This window comes from Gluconobacter sp., assembly GCF_047723935.1.
GTDB lineage: Bacteria > Pseudomonadota > Alphaproteobacteria > Acetobacterales > Acetobacteraceae > Gluconobacter.
In genome coordinates, this window is sequence record NZ_JBDOBO010000123.1 from 1 (window position 1) to 4,692 (window position 4,692).

Sequence of the window (4,692 nt, forward strand, 5' to 3'; positions counted from 1 at the left end):
GGGCAAATGATATTGTAAAGTCACAGTTAGACCCATCAGAAGAAATTCTTGATATAATAAATGATATAGAAAATATTGTAGTTGAATTTAATTTATTTGGATAGCCTGAAGGGTTCGAAAAATCCTCTGGCTCTGAACGGTTGTCTGTGATTCCATCTTTCCTGCGTTGATTGGGAAGGATGGAAGATGAAGCAGAGCAGTTTCTTTGATGTTGAAGGGCTTGGCGATCAGCTTGAAGCGTTTTCCCGGACTGTGGACTTTGAAGCGTTCCGCCTCGATCTGGAGAAGGCTCAGGCGTATTAGGCTCAAGACCTGTTAATTCATTGAGTTGAGCGGTGTGTTGTGATTCACAGGCTTAACTGATGGAGGGTGAGCCTGTGAGTGACGTGTTTTTGCTGTCCGAGCGCCAGATGGAACGGATCAGGCCGTATTTCCCTCTCGCACATGGGGTTCCGCGTGTGGATGACCGTCGTGTCCTGAGCGGGATTGTTTATGTGATCCGCAACGGCCTTCAGTGGAAAGATGCCCCGAAAGCGTATGGCTCGCACAAGACTTTATACAATCGCTTCATCCGCTGGAGCCGTCTGGGTATTTTCGACCGGATTTTCACTGCACTGACTGAGCAGGCGGGCCGATCGAAGCGCCTGATGATCGATGCGACATATCTCAAGGCTCACTGGACATCGGCCTCCCTGCTTAAAAAGGGGCTTTTCCCCGCCATATCGGACGCGCAAAAGGCGGGCTGAACTCAAAACTCCATGCTGTCTGTGATGGTCAGGGACGACCGGTCCGACTTTATCTGACGGCAGGGCAGGTCATCGACTTCAAAGGTGCGGATGTTCTGCTGGCAAATCTGCCAGAAGAGACAGAAGAAGTTCTCGGGGGCCGGGGATACGACAGTAATAAAATTAGGCAGTTGCGCGCAGACCGGAATATCACTGCCTGTATTTCGCCGAAGAAAACCGGAAATCAAAGCCATCTTATGACTGGAATCTGTATAAAAAGCGTCACCTGATCGAAAATATGTTCGCAAAACTCAAGGACTGGCGGCGTGTCGCCACCAGATATGACCGCTGTGCTCATACATTCATGTCTGCAATCCGCATTGCCGCGAGTTTTATCTTCGCGAATGTCAGCTTTCAGGAAACTCTCCCAATCTCCTGTATGGCCGATATGAAGGCGACTGCCGCCTGTCTGCTTTTGTATCACTGAGCAGACAGGCAGATCAGAGGGCAAGAAAAATGTCCGCTGGTGGATTAGAAATCAAAACAGCGGACATGCATTTGGAGTGACGTCAGCTCTCGATTGTTCTCAGTAAAAACATGATCTAACTATTCCGCTGCAGGCCACGCTTCTTGGATCAATTTGAGCTTCTCTATGTCCCTTCCAATTATTTTCTTCGCACAGTCTACGCAGTAGTGGTCCCAACTCCGGCTGTTTCTGACCTTCAGACGCATATCGCCCTTCTCAATACGGTGCTTGGCACTGGCTTGACAGTTATGGGCCTTCCCTGCGGTGTCTATTTCGACATGGGTAACGAGCGACTTAATTGCCATCGAACACCTCCGTTACTGCCGCCTCGAGAATACCGTCGAACCCTTGGTCAATCTGCTCAAGCATCTCGCGCGAAAACTCGTGCCGTTGTCCCGTTCCCATACCGACAAAGGTATTCACCTGATTGTTAATTGCAGCAATCATCACGACCACGTTCGTCTTGCCGAGGCGGCGCGTATCGAGTTCACGACCATTCGGGTTGATGCCCCGCTCGCCGAGAATTCGCCCAGCTGCCGTTTGAACTCGGATCGAAAGTCCGTTGCGCATCGCCTGTCGCTTGCGTACACGAGTAGTCGGAAGTGGCTGCAGCGTCTGGTAGGCGGTCGCAACGTCAGCCGTAGTATATCCGCGCTCCTGCAGCACGCGAAGGGCGGCTAAGGCCGCAGCGTCCAGCAAAAGTGGAATTTCCTCAACGTGCACATCGGACTGGCTGCGCACCTCCACATTGTCCAAGTCATGAGGAACGGGCTCCACTTGTCTTTCGGCGGGCGCATGAGATGGATCGACAAGCTCCACAGGCAGCAATTGGTCGAAGTAGTCGCGGTCGGCTTCGCTGAACTCCTGAAAGTCAGCCCAGCGTCTAGCGATGTTCGCTCCTGCATGAAACACGACAACGCCTTGGTTGAGGACGTCGCCGGGAGCGTTCTGCCTTATGACACGCATGATGCGGCCTACGAACTGAACGAAAGGAGATAGGTTGCTAAAGATGCTGAACACGGCAGCCACGGACAGGTACGGATGGTCGAACCCTTCGCCAAGTTTGCGCACCTGGACAATCACGTCGAGTTCGTGACTTTCCAACCGCTGCATCACTTTCTTGTTCGCCGGCGCGTTCTCTCGTGAATGTACATAATCCGCGTGCAGGCCCCGTGCAACGTAGGCTTCGACGACTTGTCGGCAATGCTCATAATTGAGGGCAGAGGCAATAATCTTCAGTCGGCTGTCGCCAGTTTCCTCACGCAGCCGGTAGAGTTCACGGATGGAAGCATCCACAATGGTGTTAAGCGTTTCGGTAGAAGTTACGATGCTGCGGCGGAAATCGGCGTCCTCTTCGCCTAGTCTACGTACCTCGTCAAGGCCCACCTCAATCTCCTGACCGTCTTCGCGGCGCACATACCGGAGCGTGCGAGGATTCAGCTGTACGGCCTTAAGGCGTTTGACATAGCCTTCACGGATTGCCTCGAATATAGGGTAAGTGTAGATGACCCGCCCCTCCATGAGCTGGCCATCGGCACGCATCGGGGTCGCGCTGAAATTGACGATCTTTGCTTCGGGAAACTGCGCTTTGAGAGCTTGCCAGCTCTCAGCTACGCCGTGGTGCCCCTCATCGACGAGAATCAGGTCGAAATAGTCGGCCGGTAGTTGACGCAGCCAGCGGTTCGAGTTGCCGCCTTGCAACTGCTGAATATTAGTGATGACGACGTCCGCTTCGTCTAAATCAGACCGGTTGGTAGTCGTGCCTCGGATTTCGACAGGCTCAGGATAAGGCGCGCCGGTGAGCACGGCGCATTTCTGATAGAACATATTAGGGTTGGACGGATCAAAATCACGGGCTAATTGCTCTGCTATTGCCACACCGGGAGCGACTACCAGCGTCCGCCTCGAACGGAAGGCAAAGGGCGATATAGTGATGCTGCCAGACTTGCCACACCCTACCGGCAGTATCACTGCGAACTCACGTTCTTCATCGCCCGTGCCGAATACCTCGGTCAGAGCGCGAAATACGCCCTTTTGAGGCGTCCGAATACGTTCATTAGCCTCAATGTGTGGTTCACGATCCTGAAAAGGGTTTGTCATATGGTTCATTCCGTAGGGAGAGAGTGCTGTGTCATGATAGGTGCCACTGACCATGGCAGTCTTTTTCAATCAACTAAATGATGCGTTGTTTTATTGATAATACTAAGACATAGAAATATGGATGGAAATTTTAATAATCAGATAGCGTCAATAACAAAGTTAAATAAGTGATTTTTTTGGTTGTCTAGAAAAAGACCGTTTAATGGACATTCGAAGGATATTTCCAGACTGTCCGCTAGGCGGAAATCAAATCGCTATGTCGCGTGTCTGGCATGAAGGCGGCGGCTGCCCGTCCGCTCTGTTTCCATTGAACCGACCGGTGGAAATGGGAGAAAAGCGGAACGCCTCGTTTCGCGGGACGGGCACTAGGAAGTGGACATGCTCGCCAATCCCGGAGAGGGAGGCACTTATTCTTGCTACTCTCCTATACAGGAAGAGCTATGACAACGTAGCCAACCGACCCTATGCATTCGGTTATCCCAACCTAATGGCAATTATTATAGAATTTTCGAACTTCATTAGATTTATGCGTACCGTTACGCGCAGATTTTGACAGGTAATCGCAGCTTTTGCCGAACTTTTTTTGCGCAAATCTCGGATAAACACAGGTTTTTATCGTTCTCGCCCATGTTCGATGTCACTAAATGGCTCTAATATCAGCGATAACGCTGGGCAGGACAGGTGAAGGGTGCACCCTTCACACAACACTTATTCGCCTACAGCTCAACGGTGTCTTGTCCTGCTGAGGATCGGCTACCGCCGTAAAACGCTAGAAAAAATTTAGCCGCTAAAACTGAGGTGTTAAATCTCGACCCTACTAAGGGCAAAGAATGGTCAATGAGTCGTCATGATCTTCAGTGTGTGTGGATAGAAACACACATCACTTTTGATACTAATCACAAGATGCTTTTATTATAGACATCAAACACAACTATCAGGAGCACCCGATGAGGCCCAACCCTAACCGCTGCCCCACACATCCGGGCGAAATACTGCGGGAAGACGTTCTTCCAACCCTTGGCAAAACGAATGGCGAAATTGCGGCGTTGCTCGGTATTTCCCGTCAACACCTTCATGATATTTTGTCAGAGAATAAGCCTATCAGTCCCGTTGTTGCTGTTCGTATTGGTAAGCTCTGCGGCAATGGCCCCACCCTTTGGAACAGAATGCAATCGGCTTATGATGAATGGCAGAATGTAAATAATAGAAACATCTAGAATTTATTATCAACTTTACGATAAATTCTTCCGAAAAAATAAATCATTGAGAATTTAGCCGCTAAATTTTTAGCCCTCATTACATAAAATTTGCATAGCATAACCTGGGCATTCTGATTATGAG

At 50.3% G+C, this 4,692-nt stretch carries 2 protein-coding genes and 2 pseudogenes; 3 read left to right on the forward strand and 1 reads right to left on the reverse strand.

What is annotated here, in order from left to right:
- Positions 1-186 precede the first annotated feature (186 nt).
- Together ABF979_RS16395 and ABF979_RS16400 are read left to right on the forward strand one after the other, a co-directional pair.
- Positions 187-300 (forward strand): annotated as a pseudogene (locus ABF979_RS16395) (IS5/IS1182 family transposase); the annotation flags it as partial.
- A 77-nt stretch (positions 301-377) separates the two neighbouring features.
- Positions 378-1,125, forward strand: a pseudogene (locus ABF979_RS16400) (IS5 family transposase); the annotation flags it as partial.
- 420 nt (positions 1,126-1,545) lie between these two features.
- Here the strand turns inward: ABF979_RS16400 and ABF979_RS16405 are convergent.
- Positions 1,546-3,351 (reverse strand): DEAD/DEAH box helicase, encoded by a 1,806-nt coding sequence (locus ABF979_RS16405; protein WP_415560752.1) that lies wholly within the window; start codon positions 3,349-3,351, stop codon positions 1,546-1,548.
- Between the two features lie 947 nt (positions 3,352-4,298).
- On the opposite strand from ABF979_RS16405, the gene ABF979_RS16410 reads away from it, so the two are divergent.
- Entirely contained in the window at positions 4,299-4,568 is a 270-nt protein-coding gene (locus ABF979_RS16410; RefSeq protein WP_415560753.1) for a HigA family addiction module antitoxin, read from the forward strand.
- The last annotated feature ends 124 nt before the right edge of the window (positions 4,569-4,692 follow it).